The 23,490-nt window shown below is 68.0% G+C and carries 22 protein-coding genes; 9 read left to right on the top strand and 13 right to left on the bottom strand.

Annotated features, from left to right (window positions below; translation table 11 throughout):
* Nucleotides 1-102 precede the first annotated feature (102 nt).
* From U4Y88_RS10915 to U4Y88_RS10900, 4 genes are all read left to right on the top strand, one after another.
* Nucleotides 103-690, top strand: coding sequence for a diacylglycerol kinase (locus U4Y88_RS10915; protein ID WP_310634165.1), 588 nt, complete (start codon nt 103-105; stop codon nt 688-690).
* A 284-nt stretch (nt 691-974) separates the two neighbouring features.
* On the top strand, nt 975-1,706 hold the full coding sequence (locus U4Y88_RS10910; protein ID WP_224016984.1) for a TetR/AcrR family transcriptional regulator: 732 nt from the start codon (nt 975-977) through the stop codon (nt 1,704-1,706).
* Nucleotides 1,703-2,287 carry a TIGR00730 family Rossman fold protein gene (locus tag U4Y88_RS10905; RefSeq protein WP_310633846.1) on the top strand — a complete coding sequence of 195 codons (585 nt, stop codon included), beginning with the start codon at nt 1,703-1,705 and terminating at the stop codon, nt 2,285-2,287. Before U4Y88_RS10910 ends, U4Y88_RS10905 begins: the two co-directional genes overlap by 4 nt.
* Nucleotides 2,288-2,393: 106 nt before the next feature.
* Nucleotides 2,394-3,140, top strand: coding sequence for an SDR family oxidoreductase (locus U4Y88_RS10900; protein ID WP_321783832.1), 747 nt, complete (start codon nt 2,394-2,396; stop codon nt 3,138-3,140).
* Nucleotides 3,141-3,159: 19 nt separating this feature from the next.
* Here U4Y88_RS10900 and U4Y88_RS10895 read toward each other — a convergent pair whose 3' ends face one another.
* The 5 genes from U4Y88_RS10895 to U4Y88_RS10875 form a co-directional block, all read right to left on the bottom strand.
* On the bottom strand, nt 3,160-3,750 hold the full coding sequence (locus tag U4Y88_RS10895) for a DUF924 family protein (protein ID WP_321783830.1): 591 nt from the start codon (nt 3,748-3,750) through the stop codon (nt 3,160-3,162).
* Nucleotides 3,747-4,493 carry an alanyl-tRNA editing protein gene (locus U4Y88_RS10890; protein WP_321783828.1) on the bottom strand — a complete coding sequence of 249 codons (747 nt, stop codon included), beginning with the start codon at nt 4,491-4,493 and terminating at the stop codon, nt 3,747-3,749. Before U4Y88_RS10890 ends, U4Y88_RS10895 begins: the two co-directional genes overlap by 4 nt.
* Before the next feature lie 176 nt (nt 4,494-4,669).
* Nucleotides 4,670-5,080: a group II truncated hemoglobin gene (locus tag U4Y88_RS10885; protein ID WP_224016973.1), complete on the bottom strand. Its 411-nt coding sequence runs from the start codon at nt 5,078-5,080 to the stop codon at nt 4,670-4,672.
* A 120-nt stretch (nt 5,081-5,200) separates the two neighbouring features.
* Entirely contained in the window at nt 5,201-5,521 is a 321-nt protein-coding gene (locus U4Y88_RS10880) for a zinc ribbon domain-containing protein (protein WP_321783826.1), read from the bottom strand.
* Nucleotides 5,518-6,690, bottom strand: coding sequence for a thiolase family protein (locus U4Y88_RS10875; protein WP_321783824.1), 1,173 nt, complete (start codon nt 6,688-6,690; stop codon nt 5,518-5,520). The genes U4Y88_RS10880 and U4Y88_RS10875 overlap by 4 nt, the downstream gene beginning before the upstream one ends.
* A 245-nt stretch (nt 6,691-6,935) precedes the next feature.
* Here U4Y88_RS10875 and U4Y88_RS10870 point away from each other — a divergent pair, with 245 nt between their 5' ends.
* The 5 genes from U4Y88_RS10870 (at nt 6,936) to U4Y88_RS10850 (ending at nt 12,253) form a co-directional block, all read left to right on the top strand.
* Nucleotides 6,936-7,946, top strand: coding sequence for a PDR/VanB family oxidoreductase (locus U4Y88_RS10870; protein WP_321783822.1), 1,011 nt, complete (start codon nt 6,936-6,938; stop codon nt 7,944-7,946).
* A gap of 66 nt (nt 7,947-8,012) precedes the next feature.
* Nucleotides 8,013-9,365, top strand: coding sequence for an aromatic ring-hydroxylating dioxygenase subunit alpha (locus U4Y88_RS10865; RefSeq protein WP_321783821.1), 1,353 nt, complete (start codon nt 8,013-8,015; stop codon nt 9,363-9,365).
* Nucleotides 9,362-9,850 (top strand): aromatic-ring-hydroxylating dioxygenase subunit beta, encoded by a 489-nt coding sequence (locus U4Y88_RS10860; protein WP_321783819.1) that lies wholly within the window; start codon nt 9,362-9,364, stop codon nt 9,848-9,850. The genes U4Y88_RS10865 and U4Y88_RS10860 overlap by 4 nt, the downstream gene beginning before the upstream one ends.
* A gap of 8 nt (nt 9,851-9,858) precedes the next feature.
* Nucleotides 9,859-11,499, top strand: coding sequence for an AMP-binding protein (locus tag U4Y88_RS10855; protein WP_321783817.1), 1,641 nt, complete (start codon nt 9,859-9,861; stop codon nt 11,497-11,499).
* A 13-nt stretch (nt 11,500-11,512) separates the two neighbouring features.
* Nucleotides 11,513-12,253 carry an SDR family NAD(P)-dependent oxidoreductase gene (locus U4Y88_RS10850; RefSeq protein ID WP_321783815.1) on the top strand — a complete coding sequence of 247 codons (741 nt, stop codon included), beginning with the start codon at nt 11,513-11,515 and terminating at the stop codon, nt 12,251-12,253.
* Nucleotides 12,254-12,307: 54 nt separating this feature from the next.
* Here U4Y88_RS10850 and U4Y88_RS10845 read toward each other — a convergent pair whose 3' ends face one another.
* The 8 genes from U4Y88_RS10845 to kdpB all read right to left on the bottom strand — a co-directional run bounded on the left by U4Y88_RS10845 (nt 12,308) and on the right by kdpB (nt 23,486).
* Complete coding sequence (locus tag U4Y88_RS10845) at nt 12,308-12,778, bottom strand: MarR family winged helix-turn-helix transcriptional regulator (RefSeq protein WP_321783813.1); 471 nt, start codon at nt 12,776-12,778, stop codon at nt 12,308-12,310.
* Between the two features lie 95 nt (nt 12,779-12,873).
* Entirely contained in the window at nt 12,874-15,417 is a 2,544-nt protein-coding gene (locus U4Y88_RS10840) for an ABC transporter permease (protein WP_321783905.1), read from the bottom strand.
* 101 nt (nt 15,418-15,518) lie between these two features.
* A complete protein-coding gene (locus U4Y88_RS10835; protein ID WP_110327613.1) occupies nt 15,519-16,133 on the bottom strand; it encodes a DUF4126 domain-containing protein in 615 nt (204 codons plus the stop codon).
* Between the two features lie 373 nt (nt 16,134-16,506).
* Complete coding sequence (sugE, locus tag U4Y88_RS10830) at nt 16,507-16,827, bottom strand: quaternary ammonium compound efflux SMR transporter SugE (protein ID WP_224016952.1); 321 nt, start codon at nt 16,825-16,827, stop codon at nt 16,507-16,509.
* Nucleotides 16,828-16,957: 130 nt separating this feature from the next.
* Entirely contained in the window at nt 16,958-17,656 is a 699-nt protein-coding gene (kdpE, locus tag U4Y88_RS10825) for a two-component system response regulator KdpE (protein ID WP_224016950.1), read from the bottom strand.
* On the bottom strand, nt 17,649-20,591 hold the full coding sequence (locus U4Y88_RS10820; RefSeq protein WP_321783811.1) for a sensor histidine kinase KdpD: 2,943 nt from the start codon (nt 20,589-20,591) through the stop codon (nt 17,649-17,651). The genes kdpE and U4Y88_RS10820 overlap by 8 nt, the downstream gene beginning before the upstream one ends.
* A gap of 166 nt (nt 20,592-20,757) precedes the next feature.
* Entirely contained in the window at nt 20,758-21,336 is a 579-nt protein-coding gene (gene kdpC / locus U4Y88_RS10815) for a potassium-transporting ATPase subunit KdpC (protein ID WP_224016940.1), read from the bottom strand.
* Between the two features lie 65 nt (nt 21,337-21,401).
* The gene (gene kdpB / locus U4Y88_RS10810) at nt 21,402-23,486 is read right to left on the bottom strand and encodes a potassium-transporting ATPase subunit KdpB (protein ID WP_224016938.1); all 2,085 of its coding nucleotides are present in this window, start codon (nt 23,484-23,486) and stop codon (nt 21,402-21,404) included.
* Nucleotides 23,487-23,490 lie beyond the last annotated feature (4 nt).

The raw sequence follows: 23,490 nt of genomic DNA, 5'->3' as shown, positions 1-23,490 counted from the left end.
CACGACGACGACGGCGACGCGCGCGCGGCGCGCGCTTCCTCAGACGTTTCCGACGCAACGGCCAATCATGCGTGCGATACTGCGGCATCCACTCGCACTGATATGGCCCCTCGTCCCTCGACCCCGCCGCAGCCGTCTTCCGCGCCTCGCGATCCGCAGGCGACGCCCGCCGCCCAACCCTCCGGCGCACCGCAGCCACAGGTCCACGCGATCCTGCCCGAGCCGCCCGAGCCCGCACATCTGCACGAGCCGCTGAGCCCCGACGATCCGCTCGCGCCCGCGCCCTTCAATCCGTACAAGGGCAATCGCGGCGTCACGCGCGCCTGGAAGGCGCTCAAGTATTCGATCAAGGGATTTCGCGCGGCCATCCGCGAAGAAAGCGCGTTTCGCCAGGAACTGACGCTCGCCGCGATCCTCGTGCCGATCGGCATCTTCGTGCCCGTCGATCCGGTCGAGCGCGTGCTGCTGCTCGGCTCGGTGATGCTGGTGCTGATCGTCGAACTGCTCAATTCGAGCATCGAAAACGCCGTCGACCGTATCGGGCTCGAACGCAACGAACTCTCGGGCCGCGCCAAGGATCTCGGCAGCGCGGCCGTCACGGTCGCGCTCCTCACCTGCGTGATGACGTGGGGCTTGATCCTCGTGCCGCGCTTCGGCCCGTCGCTGCTGCACTGGCTGCAATCGCGCTGATGCGCTGAAGCTGCACGGAATCCGCGCCGGATCCGCCCCGACTCCAGGCCAGATCCAGCCGCAATCCAGACGGAATCCGGCCCGAATCCAGGCGCACGCCCCGCCCGCCCTTGCGCGACGCGTGCGCGGCCTCTACTCTCCATTCCTTGCGGGTGCGTTTTGCGCCCCCAGCGTCGGTTTATAATCGAACGACAGTCTTAAAAAAGACCAACCGCGACCGGGCACACTTCGCAACGCATCAGCGGCAGCGCGCCACGCCCGGCGCCGCACATTCAGGGCCGGACATGGAAGCCAAACCTCCCCGCCGTACACGCGAACGGATTCTTGAGTTGTCGTTGAAACTGTTCAACGAGATCGGCGAGCCGAACGTCACCACGACGACCATCGCCGAGGAAATGGAGATCAGTCCAGGCAACCTGTACTACCACTTCCGCAACAAAGACGACATCATCAACAGCATCTTCAGCCAGTTCGAGCAGGAGATCGAAAAGCGTCTGCGTTTCCCCGACGACCATCGCGCCACCATCGACGAGATGTGGGCGTATCTGCAATACATGGTCGATTTCACGTGGCGCTACCGCTTCCTGTACCGCGACCTGAACGATCTGCTCGCGCGCAACCGCACGCTGGAGATGCACTTCAAGCAGATCATCAGCCACAAGGTGCACTTCGGGAAGGAGTTCTGCGATCAGCTCGTGGAAGACGGCGAAATGGTGGCCACGCCCGCCGAGATCGGCGTGATCTCGACCAATATCGGCGTGATCGCGACCTACTGGCTGTCGTACCAGTTCGTGATGAACCCGCGCAAGTACAACGACCAGGAAGCGATCCGCGACGAACTCCACCAGGTGAGCGTGCAGATCGTGTCGCTGATGGCGCCGTATCTGCGCGGCCGCGCGAAGCAGCTGTTCGACGATCTCGTCTCGGGCAAGCTGCCCAAGCGCGAGTTCTACGACTATCTGCCGCCGCGCGACGGCGCACCGGCCAGCAAGGACAGCAAGGAAACCCGCGAATGAAAGCAGTCTGTGTGTATTGCGGCTCCTCGAATGGAGTCGATCCGAAGTATGGCGACGCGGCGCGCGCGTTCGGCCGCGCGCTGGTCGCGGCGGACCTGGGCCTCGTCTACGGCGGCGGCAAGGTCGGCCTGATGGGCATCATCGCCGACACGGTGATGGCCGAAGGCGGCCGCGCGATCGGCGTGATCCCCGAACTGCTCGTGGACAAGGAAGTGGGCCATAACGGCCTGACCGAACTGCACGTCGTGCCCGACATGCACCACCGCAAGAAAATGATGGCCGATCTCTCCGACGGCTTCGTCGCGATGCCCGGCGGCGTCGGCACGCTGGAGGAGCTGTTCGAGGTCTACACGTGGGCGCAGCTCGGCTATCACCACAAGCCGGTCGGCGTGCTCAACATCGACGGCTTCTACGATCCGCTCGTCGCGCTGCTCCAGCACACCGTGCGCGAAGGCTTCATGCGCGAGACCTACCTCGATCTGCTGCAATTCGACAGCGATCCCACGGCGCTGATCGGGAAGCTCCAGCGCTATCACGCGCCCGCGAAGGACAAGTGGGCCGAGCTGCGCGAGAACGTCTAACGCGCGTTTAATTCGCGCTTAATTCGCGTTTAAGGCGCCTTTCCGGCGCACTCGACTGACGTACACCCCGGCGCGCGCCGCGCGCCTTCCCGAAGGAGACATACCGATGGGCAAGGTCGTCCTGATCACGGGTGCGAGCCGCGGCATCGGCCGCGCGTGCGCGCGGCTGCTGGGCGCGCGCGGCTGGACCGTGGGCGTCAACTATCTGCATAACGAACCCGCCGCCGAGGAAACCGCCGCCGAAGTGGGCCGCGCGGGCGGCCACGCGCGCCTCGTGCGCGGCGACGTGGCGAACGAAGCGGACGTGCTGTCGATGTTCGACACGCTCGAACAGGCTTACGGGCGCATCGACGCGCTCGTGAACAACGCGGGCATCGTCGCGCCGTCGAGCCAGGTGGCCGACATGAGCGCCGAGCGTCTGAAGCGCCTGTTCGACGTGAACGTCTACGGCGCGTTTCTGTGCGCGCGCGAAGCGGCGCGGCGCATGTCGAAGGATCGTGGCGGCGACGGCGGCGCGATCGTCAACGTGTCGTCCGCGGCGGCGCGGCTCGGGTCGCCGAACGAGTACGTCGATTACGCGGCCTCGAAAGGCGCCGTCGATACGATGACGCTCGGCCTCGCGAAAGAACTCGGGCCGCAGGGCGTGCGCGTGAACGCCGTGCGCCCCGGCCTCATCGACACGGAGATCCACGCGAGCGGCGGACGCCCCGACCGAGCCGCCGTGCTCGGCGCGCAAACGCCGCTCGGCCGTCCCGGCAGCGCCGAGGAAGTGGCCGAAACGATCGTCTGGCTGATCAGCGACGCGGCATTGTATGTGACCGGCGCGCTGATCGACGTGAGCGGCGGGCGCTGATTTTCAGCGCTGATTTTGCCTAAAACGACGAGCCGGGTTCGCTGAGGAACGCGGCTTCGTCCTCGCTCGACGCGCGGCCCAGCGTTGCGTTGCGATGCGGAAAACGCCCGAAGCGCTCGATCACCTTCGCGTGCCTGAGCGCGTAATCGTAGTAATCCTCCCCTTCCCCGCCCTTCGCCAGCTCGCCGAACAGCCGCACCGACTCGCGCTGCGCCTCGGCGCTTTCCGCATGTTCGAACGGCAGATACGCAAACGCGCGATGCTGCGCCGTCGGCAGCTTGAGGTCGTCTCCACGCGCGACCATCTCGCGTGCGATGCGCAGCGCGTGTTCATCGGCGGCAAAGGCGCGCGCCGTGCCGCGATGACAATTGCGCGAAAACTGGTCGAGCACGACGATCAGCGCGAGCGCGCCTTCGGGCGTCGCGCACCAGGCGTCGAGTTCGCCCGCGCAGGCCGCGTCGAGCAGCGCGCCGAAGCGCTCGCGCAATTGCGCGTCGAACGCCTCGCGTTTGCGAAACCAGATCTTGCGCGCGCGGCCGAAGTCCTCCGAATCCGGCGCGCCGAACCAGAAGTCGAGCACCTCTCTCGCGCGCGGATCGAGCGCAGTCATTCGACGAGTTCCAGCACGAGTCGACGCGTGCGCGCACTCTTCTTTTCGAGCTTCGCCACGCGCAGCGCGCCGATTTCCTGCGTGTTGCGCACATGCGTGCCGCCGCACGGCTGAAGATCGACGCTCTCGATGCGCAGCAGCCGCACGCGCCCGAGGCCCATCGGCGGCTTCACGCTCATCGTGCGCACGAGTTCGGGGCGCTCGGCCATCGCTTCGTCGGTGATCCATTCGGTCGCCACCGCGTGCGCGCCCGCGACGAGTTCCGCGAGCCGCGCCTCCACATGCTCGCGCTCGATCGGCTCCACGGTCGCGAAATCGAGCCGCGCGTAGTCGCTCGTGATGCTGCAGCCGTCGACCGCATACGGCAGCACCGCGCACATCAGATGACTGGCCGTATGCAGCCGCATATGCCGATGACGGCGCGCCCAGTCGATCTCGGCGCGCACGCGCTGGCCCGCCGCAAGGCGCGCGAGCAGCGCGTCCTGGCCGGGCGCGGGAAGATGGAGCGCGTCGTCGGGCGTGGCGCCTTCGAATTTGGCTTTACGGGTGTCGGCGATCGCGATGCGCGTGCCGTCTTCGAGCACCAGCGCGCCGGTGTCGCCGGCCTGGCCGCCGCCGAGCGGATAGAACACGGTCTGGTCGAGCCGCACGCCGTCCTCGCCGACGGCCAGCACGATGGCGTCGCAATGCGTGAGATAGGCGTCGTCGCGAAAGAGCGCGCGCGTGGCGGATGTCGTCGTCATGGGGAAGCGTCTCCTCGTCGTTCTGCGGGAGCCTCCATTATGGCGAGGCGCGCGCGGTCGCAAAATACGCCTCGCGCGAGCCTGCACCGGACTGTATCGGCGCAGGCACCGGGCCAATCCGCCAATCCGCCGATCCGCCGATCACGACGACGACGCCCAACGCGCCGCTGCGAAACTCAACCCGGACGGTTGCGCATCCAGTCGGCGGTGTCGAAGAACGAATGCAGCAGGCGCTCGCGCAGCGGTTCGTCGAGGCCGATATCCTGCATCGCCCATGCCATGCAGCGCAGCCACTGGTCGCGCTCCGACGATGCGATCGCGAACGGCAGATGGCGCGCGCGCAGACGCGGATGGCCGAAGCGCGAGATGTAATGGTCCGGGCCGCCCATCCAGCCGCACAGGAACCAGAAGGTTTTGTCGCGCGAACCGTCGAGCGACTGCGGATGCAGCGCGCGGATACCCGCGAATTCGGGCTCCAGGTCCATCAGGTCATAGAAACGGTCGACGAGTTCGCGCACGCGCGCCTCGCCGCCGACGAGTTCGAAGGCCGTGGGTTGCTGCGGCGCTTCGTCGGCTGGATCGGTCATACGGTTGATTCGGGTGATTTCGATGCGTTTCGATACGAAAAACGGGGACGGCAAGGCGCACGCGCGCCCGCCGGATAACGCCGATTTTCGCATAGCGAGGCGCACGAGGTTCGGCACTGCTCAGGACACGCGCGCCCAGACGCGATTGTCTTCGTCGATGCTCAGCGCAACGGACGCGCCGCGCTCAAGCGGCGCCTCGGCGCGCGCGATCACCACCGCGCCCGCTTCCGTGCGCACGGTCGCGAGATGCACGCCCTCCGCGCCTCGCTCGCCCTGCGCGCCCACGCGATGGCGCACTACCGTGCTCTCCTCCACGACGCCCCGCGGCGCGGCTTCGCTCGCCCAATCGGCGGCGCCGCAATTCGGGCAGCGATAGCGCGCCGGAAACAGCGCCTGAGCGCAGGCGCGGCAGCGTTCGATATTCAGCACGGTCTGCGTCATGACGTCTCCTTGTCGAGCACGACCGCATTCGCGCACATGCCGTATCGGTACTGCACCATGCCATAGCCGCTCGCGAGCGCGAGACGAGCCCCGGCCACCTGACGCGCGCCCGCGAGCCCCTGCAACTGGCGGATCGTTTCGACGAGCCCGTGCATCCCGCCCGCCGCGCCCGCCTGCCCCGCCGAAAGCTGACCGCCCGAGGTATTGACCGCCAGTTCGCGCGACGCGATACGCGCGATCAGCGCGCGCAGATCGCCATCGGGCGCGAAGCCGAGATCGGCGAGCTGGATCAGCGTCATCACCGGATAGTCGTCGTAGACCGAGATCACGTCGATGTCGCCGGGCGTGGCGTTGGCCTGCTGCCAGAGCGTGTCGGCGAGCGCGGCAAGGCCCGTCTGCAAGCCGTCGCCCGATTGATGATCAAGGTTGTAGCGGCATTGCAGCGCGCGCACGCGCAGCGGCGCGGGGTGTCCCGCTTGCGCGCGCCGCGCCGCGAGATCCGCGCGCGCCACCACCACGGCGTTCGCGCCGCACACAACCGGCACGCAGTCGAAACGCCCGAGCGGGTCCGCGACGCGCGGCGCGTTCAGATACTCGTCGAGCGTCAGCGGCGCGCGATACACCGCGCCCGGATTGAGCGCCGCCCACTCGCGCTGCGCCACGCACAGCGCGCCGTAATCGCGCGCGTCGAGCCCATGCGCGAGTGCGTGACGCTGCGTGAGCATCGCGAACAGGCTGTTCGGCCCGCCGTTCTCCAGCGGCCGCAGATACGTGCGCGTCGTGAGGTTGTAGTGCTCGACCAGTTGCCGAAAATCGGCGGCCTCGAAACGATCGCCCGAAAGCAGCACGATCACGTTCGCGTCGCCATGCTGGATCGCGCGGATCGCGTGCTGCAGCAGGTTGATCGCGCTCGCGCCGCCGTGACAGTCGTCCATGCACCAGCGCGGGCTCATGCCGAGCCGCCACGCCATATCGATCGCATGATCGGGCGCCAGCGTGAACGACGCCACGCCCAGCCCGTCCACCTCGCGCGCCGCGAAACCCGACTCCGCCAGCGCGGCGTCGAACGCCTGCGCGAGCAGATCGCCCGTGCTGTGCTCCGGCGCCTGCCGCCGATACGGCACTTCCACGCCGCAGACCAGCGCGGCGCCTTCGAAATCCGCCTCCATGAAACCTCCTGTTCTGGCCTCGGGCGCATCCGCCTTGACAGCCGGTTTTTTTCATTATCCAATAAAACACATGAATTTTCATATTTTCGAATCTAAAGGGTTTATACCTAAGCGGGCCAAACCCGGGATTCGAAGAACCGGAATTTCGCCGACGACCGCCCCCTCGCCGAACGAGCGATGGGCAGGAGACGCCCCATGACATGCAGCCCGTTCCACCGCAGCGCCGCCGCGCAAGGAGCCTCGATATGAGTGCCGCGCCCATCCTTCAGGATGCCGAAATGCTCGATGTGCTCGTCGAGACCGTCGAGCCGCTCACCGAACACATCACCGCCTTTCGCCTGCGTGCCGTCGACGGCCGCACGCTGCCCGCTTACCGCGCGGGCGCGCATCTGCGCGTGCAGGTGCAAACGCCCGGCGGCGCGGCGTGGAACGCCTATTCGCTGATCGACTTCGCACCCTCGGTCACCGCGCCTGAAAGTTACCTGATCGCGGTTCGCCGCGAGGATTCCGGCGCGGGCGGTTCGCGCTGGATGCACACGCAGGTCCGCGCGGGCGACACGCTGCGCATCGCGTCACCCGTCAACGCCTTCGCGCTCGACGATGCGCCAGCAGGACGCGACGACGCCGTGCTGATCGCGGGCGGCATCGGCATTACGCCGATCGCGTCGATGGCCGCCGAACTCACGTCGCGCGGACATCGCTACGCACTGCACTACACGGGCCGCTCGATCGCGCAGCTTGCTTTCGTCGACGCCCTGCGCACGCTCGCGGGCGACGCGCTCCACCTCTACGGCGACGACGAAACCGACGCCGCGCATCGCTTCGACCTCACCCGCCTGCTCGCCTCGCTCACGCCGGGCCAGCCGCTCTACGTCTGCGGCCCGCAAGGCCTGATCGACGCGACGATCGCGCAGGCGACGGCGCAAGGCTGGCCGCGCGAGCGCATCCGCTCCGAGTTGTTCGCCGCCGCCGCGCCGAAATCCGGCGACGCACATTTCGAAGTCGAACTGCGCCAGTCCGGCATGACGCTGAGCGTCGCGCCCGCGCAATCGATTCTCGATGCGATGCTCGACGCCGGACTCGATCCGCTCTACGACTGCAAGCGCGGCGAATGCGGCGTCTGCCAGGTCGGCGTGATCGAAGGCGACGTCGATCATCGCGATTACTGCCTGAGCGAAGCCGAAAAGCGCGCGGGCAAGGTCATGCATATCTGCGTCTCGCGCGCCCGCGCGGCGCGCCTCGTCATCGACGCCTGAAACGCGTCATTCACGCGTCACGCCAACGCAGACACAAACACAAACGCCCACGCCAAGGAGCCCCGCATGCCCCGCTATCGCGAAGACGCCGCAGCGCTCGCCGCGCTCGTCGAACCCGATCAGGTTCATCGCGACGTCTATCTGGATCAGGAAATTTTCGACCTCGAAATGGAGCGGCTGTTCAGCCGCACATGGGTGTATCTCGGCCACACGAGCCAGGTGCCCGATGCGGGCGATTACCTCACCGTCGACATCGCGCGCCAGCCGCTCGTGATGGTGCGCGAGGCGAACGGCGGCGTGCGCGTGCTGATGAACCGCTGCGCGCACAAGGGCGCGAAACTCGTCAGCGCGCCGAGCGGCAACACGGGGAAATTCTTCCGCTGTCCTTATCATGCGTGGACCTATAAAACCGACGGCAAGCCGCTCGCAATTCCGCTGAAGAACGGCTACGAAGGCACACGTCTTTCCGACTGTCCCTCGGGGCAAGGTCTCAAGGCGGTCGCGAACGTCGAGATTTATCGCGGCTTCGTGTTCGTGCGGCTCGCCGATGAAGGCCCCACGTTCCGCGAGTATTTCGGCGCATCGCTGTCGTCGATCGACAACATGGCCGACCGCTCGCCCGAAGGCGAACTCGAAATCGCGGGCGGCTGTCTGCGCTACGTGCACAACTGCAACTGGAAGATGTTCGTCGAGAATCTCAACGACACGATGCATCCGATGGTGGCGCACGAGTCGTCGGCGGGCACGGCGAAGCAACTCTGGGAAGGCAAATCCGCCGACGAACCGAAGCCGATGGCGATCGAGCAGTTCGTGCCCTTCGTCTCCGATTACGGCTTCTTCGACGGCATGGGCGTGCGCGTGTTCGAGCACGGCCACAGCTATACGGGCGTGAATTTTTCGATTCATTCGAGCTACGCGTCCGTGCCCGAATACGAGCAGCAACTGATCGCCGCGTGGGGCGAGGACAAAGCGAAACAGGTGCTCGGCACCGCGCGCCACAACACGGTCTATTACCCGAGCCTCACGATCAAGGGCGCGATTCAGGCGATCCGCGTCGTGCGCCCGATTGCGCCCGACAAGACGCTGATCGAGTCGTGGACTTTCCGCCTCAAGGGCGCGCCCGACGCGCTGCTGCAACGCACGCTCACCTACTCGCGGCTGATCAATTCGCCGATGTCGGTCGTGGGCCACGACGATCTGCACGCGTATCGCGCGATCCAGGAAGGGCTCGCGGCCAACGGCAACGACTGGGTGAGCCTGCATCGCGACTATCGCGCGGACGAAGCGCAAGCCGCCGATCTCACCGTGAACGGCACGAGCGAAATCTCGATGCGCAACCAGTTCCGCGCCTGGGCGCGGCATATGGAGCCGCAAGCGACGGCACAAGCGCAACCGCAAAAAACAGGAACCCCGCGATGACCCACGCCCACGATCCCGCGCTGCGCGAGACGCTCGCCGACTTCGTCTATCGCGAGGCGCGCCTCATCGACGACAAGCAGTTCGACGCCTGGTACACGCTATTCGCCGAAGACGGCCTCTACTGGATACCGCTCGCGCACGGCCAGCAGGACGGCCTGAATCACGCCTCGCTGATGTACGAGGACCGCTTGCTGCTCAAGCTGCGCATCGAACGTCTCAAGCAGCCGCGCGCGTTTTCGCAGCAACCCGAGAGCCGTTGCCAGCACGTCATGCAGCGCCCCGAAATCGAATCCGCCGACGCCGACGGCTATCGCCTGCGCACGCCGTTCTTCTACGCCGAAGCGCGCGGCGACGAGCAACTGGTGTTCACGGGCATCGTGCGCCATCACGTCGTCGAGCGCGACGGCGCGCTGCGCATCCGCGAAAAGCGCGTCGATCTGCTCAACTGCGACGCGGCGCTGCCGTCCGTGCAACTGTTCCTGTGAGGCGCGCCTTGATTTCATCCGATACGTCTCGCCACGCCAGCGTTTATGCGGCCTTCGCCTCCAGCGCCGCACGTTGGCCCGATCACGACTTCCTCGTCGTGCTGCCCGAAACCGCCGCGATCTACGGCATCGACGCGCAAACGCTGCGCTACGGCGAAGCGCTCGCACGCGTCGACGCGCTCGCCGCGCGCTATCGCGAAGCGGGCTTCGGCGCCGGTCATCGCGCAGGACTGATGCTCGAAAACCGGCCCGCGTTTTTCCTGCACTGGCTCGCGCTCAACGCGCTCGGCGTCTCGGTCGTGCCGCTCTCGACCGAATTGCGCGCCGCCGAACTCGAGTACATCGCGGGCCACAGCGAACTCGATCTCGCCGTCGCGCCCGCCGCGCGTCACGCCGATCTGCACGCAGCGGCATTCGCGGCGCAACGCAGCGTCTCGATCTGCGAAGCCGATTCCGCAACGATCGCGCGCGCGGCCACGCCCGACAAAACGGACACGCCCGACGCCGATACCGAATGCGCCCTGCTCTACACCTCGGGCACGACGGGCCGCCCGAAAGCGTGCGTGCTGCCCAACGAATATTTCCTGCTCGCGGGCGAGTGGTACAACCGCATCGGCGGCTTGTGCGCGCTGCGGCCCGGCGTCGAGCGCCTCGTCACGCCGCTGCCGATGACGCACATGAACGCGATGGCCTATTCGACCATGGCGATGATCCTCGCGGGCGGCGCGATCGTCGCGCTAGACCGCTTTCATCCGCGAACGTGGTGGGCCAGCGTGCGGGCCGCGCGCGCGAGCGTCGTCCACTATCTCGGCGTGATGCCCGCGATGCTGCTCGGCGCGCCCGAAAGCGCACAGGACCGCGATCATGCGGTGCGTTTCGGCTTCGGCGCGGGCGTCGATAAAACGCTGCACGCGCCGTTCGAAACGCGCTTCGGCCTGCCCCTGCTCGAAGCCTGGGCGATGACCGAAACCGGCGCGGGCGCCGTGGTGATCGCCAACCGCGAGCCGCGTCATATCGGCCAGTCGTGCTTCGGAAAGCCAGAGGCGGCGCTCGACGTGCGCATCGTCGGCGACGATGGGCGCGACGTCAGTGTGAACACGCCCGGCGAACTGCTCGTGCGCGCGAGCGGCGAACATCCGCGCCGCGGCTTCTTCCGCGAATATCTCAAGGATGCCGAAGCAACGGCCGCCGCATGGGAAGGCGGCTGGTTCCATACCGGCGACATCGTCCGGCAGGACGCCGACGGCCAGCTTTATTTCGTCGATCGCAAGAAGAACGTGATCCGGCGCAGCGGCGAAAACATCTCGGCGGTCGAAGTCGAAAGCGTGCTGCGCAAGCATCCGCGCGTGGCCGACGTCGCCGTGGCCGCGACGCCCGACGCCGTGCGCGGCGACGAAGTGCTCGCCTGCGTGATCGCGCGCGAAACCGTCGCCGACGCAGCCGCCGCGCCGCTCGCCGCCGAACTCGCGCAGTTGTGTCTCGCGCAGCTCGCGTACTTCAAGGCACCCGGTTACGTCGCGTTCGTCGATGCGCTGCCGCTCACCGGCACGCAGAAAGTGCAGCGCGCCGCGCTCAAGGAACTCGCGCGCACCTTGCCCGGCAGCTCGCGCTGCATCGATACGCGCGCCCTGAAAAAACGCCAGGACTGATATGACTGCTGCCATGAGCCAACACGCCACGTCGCACCGCGCCGCCATCGTGACGGGCGGCAACGCGGGCATCGGCCGCGCGATCGTCGAGCATCTGCTCGAAGCGGGCTACGAAGTGATCTCGCTCGATTTACGCGCCGACGCGCCGGGACACGCGCGCCTGCACACCGTCGAAGTCGATCTCTGCGACGCCGCCGCCACACGCGCGGCCGCTGCCGAGGTCGCCGCGCGCCACGCGCCCACAACACTCGTGCACAACGCGGGCGTGATCCGCGCGGCGTTGCTGCCCGAGGTCACGCACGACGACCTGCTCGCGCTCGCGCATCTGCATCTCGATGCGCCCATCGCGCTCGCCCAGGCCATGCTGCCCGCGATGCGCGCGCAGCATTTCGGACGGCTCGTGCTGATCTCGTCGCGCGCGGCGCTCGGGCTCGCCACGCGCACCGCGTATTCGGCGACCAAGGCGGGCATGCTTGGCCTCGTGCGCACGTGGGCGCTCGAACTCGGGCCGCTCGGCGTGACCGCGAACGCCATCGCGCCCGGCCCGGTGCAGACCGACATGTTCCATGCGGTGGTGCCCGCCGACAGCCCCAAGGTCGCGCAGATCGCGGCGGGCATTCCGGTCGGCCGCCTCGGCCAGCCCGACGACATCGCGCGCGCCGCGATGTTCTTCGCGGCGCCGGGAAACGGCTTCGTCACGGGACAAACGCTCTATGTGTGCGGCGGCACGAGCACGGGCAGTCTCGCGCTGTAACGCGGCGTGCCGAAGGCGCGCGCGAACGCACGCGATGGCACGCGGAGAAACGCGTTACTTCGAATGCTGCTCGATCAACTGACGCAGCATCTCGACGAACAGCTTCGCCGACTCGGGCGGAAACGGCAGCAGCACCGACGCCTCGTGCTCCAGCGCCAGCGCGATCAGCTCCGCCGCGAGCGCGCGGCCCTGCGGCGTGAGCGCGACGAGCGTGCGTCGGCGGCTCGCGGGATCGTCCTGACGCGCGACCAGCCCCGCCGCTTCCATGCGGTCGATCAGCTTGCTCACGGTCGGCTGCTTGGCGAGGATCAGGCGGCCGAGATCGCCCATCGGCAACGGGCCATCGGACAGACACGCGAGCACGCGCCATTGCAGCGCCGGAATCTTCTTGCGCGCAAGCGTGGCGTGGAATTCGTCGGAGATGAGCGCACTCGCGCGCGCGAGCAGCGCGGCGAGATAGGTGTCGAGAAAGCGCAGCGGCGGCGCGCTCGCGGCGCGGGTCGATTCAGTCGAGTCGGTGGTCATGGTGTCGGCGTGAGAAGCACCGGCATCCTATAACGGAACGTGCGCGAACGGCACCGGCTCGAAACAAACACCGCCGCGCACGACCACTTCACGCTTCACGCGTCCCGCAGCGATTGCAGCGCGGGCCGCGCCAGCACGTGACGCAGACTGACCCAGCCGCCCACGCCCGCGCACGCGACGCCCGCCGCGATGCCCGCGGGAATGAGCCACGGATCGAAGGCGAGATAAAAATCGAACACGCGCGTGGCGAGCACGTACCCCACGGCCTGCGCGCCGACCGCCGCCATCAGTCCGGCGAGCGCGCCCACCGCGACGAACTCCGCGATCTGCACCGACCTCACCTGCCGATGCGACGCGCCCAGCGCACGCAACAGCGCCGACTCGCGCATGCGCTCGTCGCGCGTGCCCGCGAGCGCCGCGTAGAGCACCAGCACGCCCGCCGCGAGCGTGAAGATAAACAGGAACTGCACCGCGCCGATCACCTGTTCGAGCACGCGCTGGATCTGCGCGAGAATCGGCCCGACGTCGATGGCCGTCACATTCGGGTACTTCGCGACCAGCCCGTCCACCACGTTACGTTGCGCATCGGGCAGATGGAAACTCGTGATGAACGTAGCCGGAAAATCGTGCAGCAGCGCGGGCGGCATCAGCACGAAGAAGTTGACCTTGAACGAGCCCCAGTCGAGCTTGCGCAGACTCGTCACGGGCGCGGTCACTTCGAGGCCCGTCACGTCGAAGGTCAGCACGTCGCCGGGCTTCACGTTGAGGATCTTCGCGAGGCCCTGCTCAATCGACAGTTGCGGCGCGCTCGTCTCGCCGTACCACTGGCCCGCCTCGATGCGGTTGTCGTCGGGCAGTTGCGTCGTGTACGAGAGATTGAACTCGCGGTCGACGAGACGACGCGCGTCCTCGCTCTTGTACTGCGCCGGATCGACCGGCTTGCCGTTGATGCTGATGAGGCGGCCGCGCACCATCGGCTCCAGATCGGGGCTCGCGACGCCGTGCTGCGAGAGCCACTCGGCCACCGCGTCGCGCTGGTCGGGCTGGATGTCGATGAGGAATTCGTTGGGCGCGTCGGGCGGCGTCGATTTGCGCCAGCCTTCGATCAAGTCGTTGCGCGTCATCGCGATCAGCAGCAGACACATCAGCCCGATCGCGAGCGAGGTGATCTGCAACGCGCTCGCGCCGGGCCGACGTTCGAGCGACGCCAGCGCATAACGCCAGCCCACGCCCGCGCGTGCCTCCAGACCGTTGCGCTGGCTGCGCGCGATGCGCGCCGCGCCCCACAGCGCGAGACGCGCGAGCGCCGCGAACACCAGCAGGCCGAGCGCGAAACCGCCTGCGACGATGCCGCCGAGCTTCACCTCGCCCGCCGCGATCACGAGCAGCCCCGCGAACAGCGCGATGCCGACCGCGTACGCGGCCCACGCCGTGCGGCTTTCGTCGCCCCACTCGCGGCGCAGCACGCGCACCGGCGGCACGCGCGTGAGCGGCAACAGCGGCGGCAGCGCGAAGCCGAGCAGCAGGACCAGCCCCGCCGCGACGCCTTCGAGCGCGGGCATCGGCCCGGGATACGGCAGCGCGACGTCGATCAAGGTGCCGAGCCACGCGAGCAGCGCGAGATGGCCCGCGTAACCGAGCGCCACGCCGATCGCGCCGCCCACCAGCCCGAGGCCCGCGAATTCGAGCACGAACAGCGTGCGCAGCGTGCGCTGGCTCGCGCCGAGGCAGCGCATCGCGGCGCAGCCGTCGAGGTGACGGCGCGTGTAACGGTGCGCGGCCATCGCAATCGCCACGGCCGCGAGCAAGGCGGTCAAGAGCGAGACGAGCGTGAGGAAGTGGCGCGCGCGGTCGAGCGTCTGGCGCACCTGCGGCTGGCCGTCCTGCAGCGATTCGAGGCCGACGCCGCGCATCTTGCCGCCATCGACGCGTGCGTGCGCGAATTGCGCGAACTGCGCGACCGCCGGATCGGCGCCCGCCACCAAAAGGCGATACGTCACGCGGCTGCCGTAGCCCGTCAGGCCGGTCGAGGCGAGATCGGCCTCGTTGAGCATCAGGCGCGGCGAGAAGTTGACGAACGAGAAGCCACGGTCAAGTTCGCGCGTGATGAGCGCGCCGATCGTGAACGTGCGTGTGCCCACGCGCACCTGGCTGCCGACGTGGACCTTGAGCGCGTCGAGCAGTTGATCGTCGACCCAGACGGTGCCGGACGGCGGAATGCCCTGCGCCGCGTGATCGGGCGCGCCGGGGCCGCTCGACAGGCGCAGCGCGCCGCGCAACGGATAGCCCGCCGACACCGACTTGACCGCCGCGAGCCGCGTGGGCGTCTGCGCGCCGGAGGCGGCATTCGGCACATTCGGGGCGCTGGCCCCATCGCCGACCGCGCTCACCATGCTCGGGAAAATCGCCGTATTGGCGGTTTGCAGCTTGAGCGATTGCGCCTCGCGCGCGAACGCCGGATCGACGGGATGATCGGCGCGCACGATGAAATCGGCGGCGATCATGCGGCGCGCGTCGCGCTCCAGTCCGCGTTGCAGGCGGTCGGCGAGAAAGCCCACGCTCGCGAGCGCGGCCACCGCGAGCACGAGCGCGAGCAGCAGCATCGTCAGTTCGCCCGCGCGCCAGTCGCGCGCGGTCATGCGGGCGGCGAGGCGCACGAGGTCGCCCCAGCCTGGGGCGGCGCGCGTGGTGGATCGGGAGGAAACGGGGCTAGAAGACGGCGAGGACGAATTCGGCAGGTTCAATCGTGACGGCTCCGCAGCGAGAAACGCGAGACCATATGCGTCGCCATGCCGCGAAAACCGCCCTGCACGCCGCGCCACAGACGCGGCAGCGCCCACGTCGCCACCAGCAGGAACGCGGCGAGCATGACGAGGAACAGCAGCGGCACGAACAGCGCGAGCAGCACGCCGACGAAGGTCATGCCGTCCTCGGCGCTCGACGTGACCACGTTCGAGACCGGCTCCGGCGAAAGATTGATGAGCGCGCGCGTGCCGGCCTTGGCCAGATGCGCGGTGCCCGCGAGTGTGCCGCCCGCGAGCGCGGCGATGGTCAGCACGGCCGGATCGGCGTGGCCGAGCGCGCCCGCCGCCAGCACGGCGCCAGCCGGAATGCGGATGAAGGTGTGCAACGCGTCCCAGAGCGAATCGAACGCGGGGACTTTGTCGGCGAGGAATTCGAGCACCGTGAGCGCGGCGGCGATGCCGATCACCCAGGGCGAAGCGAGCACCGCGAGCGTGTCGGGCAGATGGATGAGGCCGAGGCGCTGAAGCACGCCGGCCATGAGGACCGTGAGATAGAGGCGCAGGCCGCTGCCCCAGGACAGGCCCGCGGCAAGCGAAATCGGTTCGAGCATGACTGCCTCCTCGCGCGAGGCTCGCGCGGCGCCGTCCCCCACGAATCTGGCGCAAACGCAGCGCCCGGTTCGCCAGACGCGGCGCCATCGGGCTGCGGCGCTCGCGTTATCCGCGGCGCGGAGTGTTATCGGTTGATGACTGTCCCATTATAGCCACGCTCGCTGCGCCGCCGCAGCGGTGTTGCGCGTGCGCGCCACGCCAAAACCCGCGATTTTTGCCGAAAATGTGGGGAAAATGCGCGCTGGATCGCGGCCAGGATGCCATTGCGCGCAAGGCGGCGCGGCAGCGGACGGCCAGTCGGACGGCCGCTCGTGTGGCCAATCGGGCGGCAAAAGCCCGCGCGCGCAAACGCGCCGCCGCTCAGGCGTCCCCTCAGGCCGCCGAACTGAGCTTGAGCCCGATGATGCCGAGCACGATCAGCGCGGCGCTCGCCACGCGCGCGACGCTCACGGCCTCGCCCATCATGACGATGCCGAACACGAACGCGCCCACCGCGCCGATGCCCGTCCAGACGGCGTAGGCCGTACCGAGCGGCAACTGGCGCATGGCGTACGAGAGCAGCGCGAAACTGCCGAGCGCGGTCACGATCGTGAACACGGACGGCCACAGGCGCGTGAAACCTTCGGAGGACTTGAGACCGGCCGCCCAGGCGACTTCGAGCAGGCCAGCGATGAGAAGAATGAACCAGGGCATCTGGGACGCTCCACTTGAAAAAATGGGGCCGTCCCCGAAAAAATGACGTGCAAGGTCGTCCTTACACATCTGTAATTATAGCACCAGACTGGTGCGCGCCGCTGGCCGCCCGTCTATCGAACCGCCCGCGTCACTGCACGCCGACCAGCCGATACCCCACGCCCGTTTCGGTGACGATGTGCTCGGGCTGCGCCGGATCGCGCTCCAGCTTCTGCCGCAGATGCGCCATGTAGATGCGCAGATAGTGGCTGCTCTCGACATGCGACGGCCCCCACACCTCGCGGAGCAACTGGCGGTGCGTGAGCACGCGGCCCGAGTCGCGCACGAGCGTGGCGAGCAGGCGGTATTCGATCGGCGTGAGATGCACGGGCGCGCCCTCGCGCGTGACCTGGCGCAGCCCGAGATCGACGGTCACCGCGCCGAAGCTCACCTGCGGCTCCTCGTTCGCGCCGCCGCGATTGCGCCGCCGCAGATGCGCACGGATGCGCGCGAGCAGTTCGGAAACGCCGAAGGGCTTGGTCAGGTAATCGTCGGCGCCCGCGTCGAGCGCGGCGACCTTTTCGCTTTCCTGGGTGCGCGCGGACAGCACGATCACCGGCAGATCGCTCCAGCCGCGCAGCTCGCGGATCACGTCGAGACCGTCGGTATCGGGCAGGCCGAGATCGACGATCACGAGATCGGGCTTGCGCGTGGCCGCCTCGACGAGCCCCTGCTTGCCCGTTTCGGCGTCGTAGACCGTGATGCCCTCGCCTTCCAGCGAAGCACGCACGAAGCGGCGGATCTGTTTTTCGTCTTCGATCAGGACAACGGCAAGACTCGGATCACTCATGGTTTGAATGCGGGTTCGAATGCGATGCAGGTTTCGGATCGAAGGTTGACGGTGCCGAAGCGTCGTCGTGAGCGTGGTGAGCGTCGTGAGCGTCGTGTTCCGCCTCGGCTTCTTCCGGCTCGACGATGTCGCTCGGCAGCGGCGGCGGCGCTTCCACGGGCAGCGCGAACCAGAACGACGCGCCTTCCACATGACCGTCGGCATTGACGCGATTGGCCGCGCCGATTGTACCGCCGTGCGCTTCGACGATCGCGCGGCAGATCGCAAGCCCGAGCCCGATGCCCGGTTTCGCCGACTCCTTCTCGCCGCGCGTGAACTTCTCGAACACGCGCTCGTTCATGCCGGGCGGCAAGCCCGGCCCGCGGTCGTCGATGCTCACGCGCACGAAGGGCCGGCCGTGCTCCTCGATGCGGCGCGCGGCGATCGTCAGCGGCGTGTCGGGCGGCGTGTACTTCGCGGCGTTTTCCAGCAGGTTCGCAAAGAGCCGCTCCATCAGCACGGCGTCGAGCTGGAGCAGCGGCAAGCCCGCCTCCAGCTTCACCTGCACCGGATGGCGCGCCAGCACGCGGCGGCACGCGGCCAGCGCCGCGCCCACGGTTTCCTCCAGCAGCGTCCATTGCCGATTGAGCTTGAGACTGCCCGCCTGCAAACGCGCCATGTCGAGCAGATTCGTGACGATGCCGGTCATGCGCAGCGCCTCGTCGTGGATTGCCTCGATCAGCTCGCCGGTGCGCGCGCTGTGAGTGTCGCCGGGCGCGCCGGGCTCGTGCGTCTGCGCGAGCATCGACGAAAAGCCGACGATGGTCGTCAGCGGCGTGCGCAGATCGTGCGAAATCGCCGAGAGCAGCGAGTTGCGCAACCGTTCGGACTCCATGTTGACGAGCGCGTCGCGCGCGATCTCCACGTAGTGCACGCGTTCGAGCGCCAGCGCGATCTGCGCGGCAAAGGCGTCGAGCATGCGCTGCTGCTCGGGCACCTGCAGTTCGCGCGCGTCGCGCGTGACCACGGCCAGCACGCCGCGCGTGCGCATCGGCGCCCTCAGCGGCAGATAGCGCGCGGCAGCCGCGGGCAAGGTGTCGGTGCCGTGGCCCGCGGGCTTTTGCTGGTCGTAGACCCACTGGCCCACGTCGAGATCGAGACTCGCGGCGTCGAGCATGATCTGCGGATCAGGGTCCTCGATCTTCTGCTGCACCTTGTCGGCGCTATCGGGCAGGAGGATCGCCACGCGCGCGTTGAAGACCTCGCTCACGTGGCGGCTGCCGATCGCGACGATCTGCTCGGTCGCGAGCGCGGCGGCCAGTTCGCGCGCCATCGCGTACATCGCGCCGGTGCGCTGTTCGCGCCGCTGAGCGACGCTCGCCTCGCGGCGCAGGCTCGACGTCAGATGGCTGATGACGAGCGAGGTCAGCAGCATGCCGACGAAGGTCAGCAGATATTGCGTGTCGCTGACCGAGAACGACAGGCGCGGCGGCACGAAGAAGAAGTCGTAGGCGGCCACGCTCGCGAACGAGAGCATGACGCCCGGCCCGCGCCCGAGCTTCGTGGCCGCGAAGATCACGCCGAGCAGATACAGCATCACGAGATTCGCGAGCGCGATGCGGTCGTTCAACTGGTTCGCGAGCAGCGTGATGCCCGCGCAGATCGCCAGCGCCGCCGCATACGCGCGCGGCGGCGAGCGGTGCGCGGCGCCCTCGGCGATGGCGGCGCGCCACGCGTTGGCCGCGCGCGCGGCGGGCGAGCCCGAATCACGGCCGTCGCGTCCTTCGCCACCACCACGGCCGATCAGGCGGTCGACGTCGTTGCCGCTCGCGCGCACCAGGGTGAGATCGACATCGCCGGCTTTTTCGGCGAGCCGCTCGCCGAACGGCCTGCGCCACCAGCGCGAGAAACCGCTGCGCAGCGACGCGCCCGCCACCAGCTTCGAGACGTTGCGCAGACGCGCATAGCCCGCGAGCGTGACGGCGGCGTCCTCGCCCGCGAGCGACGCGGTTTCCGCGCCCAGTTCCGAGGCGAGCTTGAGCGCGCCGAGCGTACGTTCGCGGATCGCGTCGGACAGGCGCTGAAGCGCCGGCGTTTCCACATAGACGGCGATCCAGTCGGCCTTGAGACTCGCCGCCAGCCGCGCCGCCGCGCGCACCAGCGCGGGCGCTTCCGGTCCCGGCCCGATGCAGACGAGCAGCCGCTCGCGCGCCTGCCAGACGTGCTGGATCGAGCGGTCGGCGCGGTACTCGTGCATCTGCGCATCGACGCGGTCGGCCGTGCGGCGCAGCGCCAGTTCGCGCAGCGCGATCAGATTGCCCTTGCGGAAGAAGTTGCGCACCGCGCGTTCGGCCTGCGCGGGCAGATAAACCTTGCCGTCGCGCATGCGGTCGAGCAGTTCCTCGGCGGGCAGGTCGACGAGCGTGACTTCGTCGGCGCCGTCGAACACGCGGTCGGGCACCGTCTCCCAGACGCGGATGCCGGTGATCTGCCCCACCACGTCGTTGAGGCTTTCGAGATGCTGCACGTTGACGGTCGTATAGACGTCGATGCCCGCGTCGAGCAGTTCGTAGACGTCCTGCCAGCGCTTCAGATGGCGCGCGCCGGGCACGTTCGAATGCGCGAGTTCGTCGACCAGCACGAGTTGCGGCTTGCGCGCGAGCGCGGCGTCGAGATCGAATTCGTCGAGCATGCGGCCGCGATACGCGAGGTGCTGGCGCGGCATCACGTCGAGGCCGAGGGTCAGCGCGGCGGTTTCGCTGCGCCCATGCGTTTCGACGATGCCGACCACCACGTCCACGCCTTCGTCGGCGCGGCGGCGCGCGGCTTGCAGCATCGCGTAGGTCTTGCCGACGCCCGCCGACGCGCCGAAGAAAATCTTCAGCTTGCCGCGGCGGCGTTTTTCTTCATCGCGTTGCAGCCGGTCGAGGAGTTCGTCGGGATCGGGACGGTTCATGCGGATTTCGCGTCGTGTGTCGCGTGGTGTGTTTTAGCGCTCGGCTCACGTCGATGCGCGTCGGCGAGCGCGCCGGAACGCCATCGCCGATCGTCTCACCGTGGCGCCGAAATGGCAAACCGCACGCCGCGCGGTGCGGCGTGCGGCGCGCGGACAGCTCGCGCGCTCAGCTTACGTCTTTACCGTCGAGCGCGAGGTTAAGCTCCAGCACGTTCACGCGCGGCTCGCCGAGCAGGCCGAACTGGCGGCCCTTCGTGTAGCGGTCCACGAGCGCCTGCACGTCGCCCGCGCTGAGATGACGCGCCTGCGCCACGCGCGCGACCTGGTACGCGGCGGCGGCGGGCGAAATCTCGGGATCGAGCCCGCTGCCCGACGAAGTCACGAGGTCGGCGGGAATCGGCTGCGACACGTCGCTGCCCGCGGCCTTGAGCGCGTCGATGCGGCCTTTGACCTCATCGGCGAGCGCCGGGTTGGTCGGGCCGAGGTTCGAGCCGCCCGAGCCCTGCGCGTTGTACGGCATCGGCGCGGTGGCCGAGAGACGGCCCCAGAAGTACTGGGGCGCGTCGAACTGCTGGCCGATCAGCGCGCTGCCCACCACCTTGCCGTCGGCTTCGACGAGGCTGCCGTTGACCTGGCGGTGGAACACGGCCTGCCCGAACGCCGTCATCACGGCCGGATAGACAAGCCCGGTGATCGCCGTGAGCACGGCGAAGATCACGATCAGAGGACGAAACTGCGATTTCATTTTGGCTTCCTGTTCATTGGCGACATTGGCGACATTGGCGAAGCGTCATGGGTGTCCGGCGCGGATCAAACCCAGCCGAACGCCGCGAGCACCATGTCGATCAGCTTGATGCCGACGAACGGCACCAGAATCCCGCCGAGCCCGTAGATCAGCAGATTGCGGCGCAGCAGGATCGCCGCGCCGAGCGGCCGGTACTTCACGCCCTTGAGCGCGAGCGGAATCAGCAGCACGATGATCAGCGCGTTGAAGATCACCGCCGAGAGAATCGCGGATGCGGGCGTCGCGAGATGCATCACGTTGAGCGCGTTCAGTTGCGGATACGTGGTGGCGAACGCCGCCGGAATGATCGCGAAGTACTTGGCGACGTCGTTGGCGATCGAGAAGGTCGTGAGCGAACCGCGCGTCATCAGCATCTGCTTGCCGATCTCGACGATCTCGATGAGCTTGGTCGGATTCGAATCGAGGTCGACCATGTTGCCCGCTTCCTTCGCGGCCTGCGTGCCGGTGTTCATCGCCACGGCCACGTCGGCCTGCGCGAGCGCGGGCGCGTCGTTGGTGCCGTCGCCGGTCATCGCCACGAGCTTGCCTTGGGCCTGATGTTCGCGGATCGTCGCGAGCTTGGTCTCGGGCGTGGCTTGCGCGAGGAAGTCGTCGACACCGGCTTCGGCGGCGATCGCGGCGGCGGTCAGGCGGTTGTCGCCCGTCACCATCACGGTCTTGATGCCCATCTTGCGCAGTTCGGCGAAGCGCTCCTTGATGCCGCCCTTCACCACGTCCTTCAACTCGATCACGCCCAGCACGCGCGCCTCGTCGCCCTGATGCTCGGCGACGACGAGCGGCGTGCTGCCGCGACGCGCGACTTCATCCACGGCCGTGTTCACTTCCGACGGGAAGCGGCCGCCGTGCTGCTCGACGTAGTGCTTGACCGCGTCGGCGGCGCCCTTGCGGATCTCGCGGCCCGGCAGGTCCACGCCGCTCATGCGCGTCTGCGCGCTGAAGGCGATGAACGCGGCCTGGAGCGCGTGCATGTCGCGCTGGCGAATGTTGAAGCGCTGCTTCGCGAGCACGACGATGCTGCGGCCCTCGGGCGTTTCGTCGGCGAGCGAGGCCAGTTGCGCGGCGTCCGCGAGCGCTTCCTCGTTCACGCCGGGCGCGGCCACGAACGCCGACGCCTGACGGTTGCCGAGCGTGATCGTGCCGGTCTTGTCGAGCAGCAGCACGTCGACGTCGCCGGCCGCTTCCACGGCGCGGCCCGACGTGGCGATCACGTTGGCCTGCATCATGCGGCTCATGCCCGCCACGCCGATCGCCGAAAGCAGCCCGCCGATGGTCGTCGGAATCAGGCAGACGAGCAGCGCGGTCAGCGCCGTGATCGTCACCACGTGACCCATCTTCGCGGCCTCGACGGAGAACATCGAGAACGGCAGCAGCGTCGCGGTGGCGAGCAGCAGCACGATGGTCAGCGCGACCAGCAGAATCGTCAGCGCGATTTCGTTCGGCGTTTTCTGGCGCTTCGCGCCTTCGACCATCGCGATCATGCGGTCGAGAAACGCCTCGCCCGGATTAGCCGTGACGCGCACGACGATCCAGTCGGAGAGCACGCGCGTGCCGCCCGTGACCGACGAAAAGTCGCCGCCCGACTCGCGGATCACCGGCGCGGATTCGCCCGTGATCGCCGATTCGTCGACCGAGGCCACGCCTTCGATCACCTCGCCGTCGGCGGGAATCGTGTCGCCGGTTTCGACCAGCACCACGTCGCCCTTGCGCAGATCGGTGGCGGTCGTGATGCGGATCGGCGCCTTCGGATGCGGTTCGTTGAGCTTCTTCGCCATCACGTCGCGCTTGGCCTGGCGCAGCGACGCGGCCTGCGCTTTCGAGCGGCCTTCGGCGAGCGCTTCGGCGAAGTTCGCGAACAGCACCGTGAACCAGAGCCACAACGCGACCGCGAGAATGAAGCCCGCGGGCGCCTCGGCCTGGCCCATCAGCGCCGCGATCCAGAGGATCGTCGTGAGCACGCTGCCCACGTAGACGCAGAACATCACCGGATTGCGCAACTGGGTGCGCGGCGTGAGTTTCCTGAACGAGTCCACGATGGCCGGGCGCACGAGCGCCGGATCGAACATGGACCGTGTTGCACTATGTTGTGTCATTTCG

This window comes from Paraburkholderia sp. J94, assembly GCF_905220285.1.
GTDB lineage: Bacteria > Pseudomonadota > Gammaproteobacteria > Burkholderiales > Burkholderiaceae > Paraburkholderia > Paraburkholderia tropica_A.
The sequence above is the reverse complement of the archived record's forward strand: the minus strand, read 5'-3'. Positions and strand labels throughout refer to the sequence as shown.

Coding starts and splice junctions, on each gene's coding strand:
- U4Y88_RS10915 (WP_310634165.1), top strand. CDS start 103: ATGGCCCCTCGTCCCTCGACCCCGCCGCAGCCGTCTTCCGCGCCTCGC.
- U4Y88_RS10910 (WP_224016984.1), top strand. CDS start 975: ATGGAAGCCAAACCTCCCCGCCGTACACGCGAACGGATTCTTGAGTTG.
- U4Y88_RS10905 (WP_310633846.1), top strand. CDS start 1,703: ATGAAAGCAGTCTGTGTGTATTGCGGCTCCTCGAATGGAGTCGATCCG.
- U4Y88_RS10900 (WP_321783832.1), top strand. CDS start 2,394: ATGGGCAAGGTCGTCCTGATCACGGGTGCGAGCCGCGGCATCGGCCGC.
- U4Y88_RS10895 (WP_321783830.1), bottom strand. CDS start 3,750: ATGACTGCGCTCGATCCGCGCGCGAGAGAGGTGCTCGACTTCTGGTTC.
- U4Y88_RS10890 (WP_321783828.1), bottom strand. CDS start 4,493: ATGACGACGACATCCGCCACGCGCGCGCTCTTTCGCGACGACGCCTAT.
- U4Y88_RS10885 (WP_224016973.1), bottom strand. CDS start 5,080: ATGACCGATCCAGCCGACGAAGCGCCGCAGCAACCCACGGCCTTCGAA.
- U4Y88_RS10880 (WP_321783826.1), bottom strand. CDS start 5,521: ATGACGCAGACCGTGCTGAATATCGAACGCTGCCGCGCCTGCGCTCAG.
- U4Y88_RS10875 (WP_321783824.1), bottom strand. CDS start 6,690: ATGGAGGCGGATTTCGAAGGCGCCGCGCTGGTCTGCGGCGTGGAAGTG.
- U4Y88_RS10870 (WP_321783822.1), top strand. CDS start 6,936: ATGAGTGCCGCGCCCATCCTTCAGGATGCCGAAATGCTCGATGTGCTC.
- U4Y88_RS10865 (WP_321783821.1), top strand. CDS start 8,013: ATGCCCCGCTATCGCGAAGACGCCGCAGCGCTCGCCGCGCTCGTCGAA.
- U4Y88_RS10860 (WP_321783819.1), top strand. CDS start 9,362: ATGACCCACGCCCACGATCCCGCGCTGCGCGAGACGCTCGCCGACTTC.
- U4Y88_RS10850 (WP_321783815.1), top strand. CDS start 11,513: ATGAGCCAACACGCCACGTCGCACCGCGCCGCCATCGTGACGGGCGGC.
- U4Y88_RS10845 (WP_321783813.1), bottom strand. CDS start 12,778: ATGACCACCGACTCGACTGAATCGACCCGCGCCGCGAGCGCGCCGCCG.
- U4Y88_RS10840 (WP_321783905.1), bottom strand. CDS start 15,417: ATGACCGCGCGCGACTGGCGCGCGGGCGAACTGACGATGCTGCTGCTC.
- U4Y88_RS10835 (WP_110327613.1), bottom strand. CDS start 16,133: ATGCTCGAACCGATTTCGCTTGCCGCGGGCCTGTCCTGGGGCAGCGGC.
- sugE (WP_224016952.1), bottom strand. CDS start 16,827: ATGCCCTGGTTCATTCTTCTCATCGCTGGCCTGCTCGAAGTCGCCTGG.
- kdpE (WP_224016950.1), bottom strand. CDS start 17,656: ATGAGTGATCCGAGTCTTGCCGTTGTCCTGATCGAAGACGAAAAACAG.
- U4Y88_RS10820 (WP_321783811.1), bottom strand. CDS start 20,591: ATGAACCGTCCCGATCCCGACGAACTCCTCGACCGGCTGCAACGCGAT.
- kdpC (WP_224016940.1), bottom strand. CDS start 21,336: ATGAAATCGCAGTTTCGTCCTCTGATCGTGATCTTCGCCGTGCTCACG.
- kdpB (WP_224016938.1), bottom strand. CDS start 23,486: ATGACACAACATAGTGCAACACGGTCCATGTTCGATCCGGCGCTCGTG.